General features: G+C 59.1%; 2 protein-coding genes. Both read left to right on the top strand.

Annotated elements, in window-relative coordinates; all coding sequences use genetic code 11:
• Nucleotides 1-395 (top strand): substrate-binding domain-containing protein (locus tag AC1D1Z_RS37095; RefSeq protein WP_477853801.1); only part of this gene is annotated, 395 nt, incomplete at its 5' end.
• 123 nt (nucleotides 396-518) lie between these two features.
• Nucleotides 519-1,640 carry an ABC transporter permease gene (locus AC1D1Z_RS37090; RefSeq protein ID WP_018448921.1) on the top strand — a complete coding sequence of 374 codons (1,122 nt, stop codon included), beginning with the start codon at nucleotides 519-521 and terminating at the stop codon, nucleotides 1,638-1,640.
• The last annotated feature ends 65 nt before the right edge of the window (nucleotides 1,641-1,705 follow it).

Genomic DNA, 1,705 nt, shown 5'->3' with positions numbered 1-1,705 from the left:
CGGTTCTACCGGTCAGCAACGATCCGGCTGATGTCCGTGCGAAGGTCAAGGCGGCGCTGAGTTCCAATACGGGTGTCGATACTGTCATGGCGCTTGGTGCCGGCACGGCCGGCGAGCCTTCGCTCGCGGCCGTCGAGGATGTCGGAATGACCGGCAAGATCAAGGTGGCGACATTCGACCTTTCAGCTGATTTCCTGAAGGCCGTGGCCGACGGTAAGGCAGCCTTCGCGATCGATCAGCAGCAGTTCCTGCAGGGCTATCTGCCGGTCGTATTCTTGGCCAACTATGCCAAATACGGGCTTATCCCCGGGGGTAATGTTCCATCCGGCCCGAACCTTATCACCAAGGAAAAGGCCGCCCAAGTCGTGGACCTTTCCGCCAAGGGCATTCGCTGACTGGAATTGCCGAAAGGCATTCTCCCAGAATCTCCTCCCCTTGATGGGGGAGGGGGTTTGGCTGACTGACCGCGCTGCCGAGCAGCGCCAACGCTACCTAAATTATGATCCGTGGGAGGAGTTATGGCTTCGCTTGAGCAGAGAACGGCGGCTGCGCCGAAGGCCGATGAGCGCGTCAAACAAGTAAGTGTTCTGACGCATATGATGCGGCGGCCTGAGCTTGGTGCCGTGGCGGGCCTTGTTCTCGTCATCGTCTTTTTCTTTCTCACCGCTGACCGTACCATGTTCTCGCTTTCCGGCCTGATGACCATCATGGCGCCGGCGTCGCAATTAGGAATCCTTGCCATTGCAGCAGCGCTTCTGATGATAGGCGGCGAGTTCGATCTTTCGATCGGCTCGATGGTGGCCTTTGCGGGATTGATCTTCGGCGTCATCCTCACGAATTTCGGCCAGCCGCTTTCGGTTGCCATCGTCATGACGATGCTCTTCGCCGCGTTCATGGGGGCGATCAATGGGCAGATCGTCATTCACACGCGCCTTCCGTCGTTCATCGTGACCCTGGCATTCCTCTTCATTCTCCGTGGCCTGACGCTCGTCGGCCTGAAATGGGCGACCGGCGGCTCGACACAGCTTCGCGGCATCGGCGACCGTGTGAAGGACAGTCCGCTGCTCGGGCTCTTTTCCGGCGATGCGCTGAAGAGCGTATTCCTCTGGCTCGCAGATCACGATCTGATCGACAAATTTCCGAACGGCATGCCGAAGGTCACAGGTATCCCCGTGTCGGTCTTGTGGTTCGTCGCACTTGCCCTGGCTGCAACCTGGGTGCTCCTGCGCACCCGCATGGGCAACTGGATCTTCGCAGCCGGTGGCGATCCGAATGCAGCGAGAAACTCAGGCGTCCCTGTCCATAGGGTGAAGACCGGCCTGTTCGCCTTGACGGCATGCGCGGCCGCACTGGTCGCCATCATTACCGTGCTCGATGCTGGCTCGACCGACGCCCGACGCGGCTTTCAGAAAGAGTTCGAGGCGATTATCGCCGCCGTCATTGGCGGATGCCTGCTGACAGGCGGCTATGGTTCGGCGATCGGCGCTTTCTTCGGCGCGATCATCTTCGGCTCGGTTTCCATTGGCCTGACCTATACCAAGTTCGACTCGGACTGGTTTCAGGTCTTCCTCGGCTCGATGCTGCTGCTGGCTGTCCTCTTCAACAATTTCATCCGCCGCAAGGTTACCGGGGAGCGCTGATCATGTCTGATGTCAATAGTCGAACGCCGATTATCGAAGTAACTGATATCGTCAAGCACTACGGC

The sequence above is a fragment of the Rhizobium sp. P1_E1 genome, assembly GCF_056406015.1.
The sequence above is the reverse complement of the archived record's forward strand: the minus strand, read 5'-3'. Positions and strand labels throughout refer to the sequence as shown.

Coding starts and splice junctions, on each gene's coding strand:
- AC1D1Z_RS37090 (WP_018448921.1), top strand. CDS start 519: ATGGCTTCGCTTGAGCAGAGAACGGCGGCTGCGCCGAAGGCCGATGAG.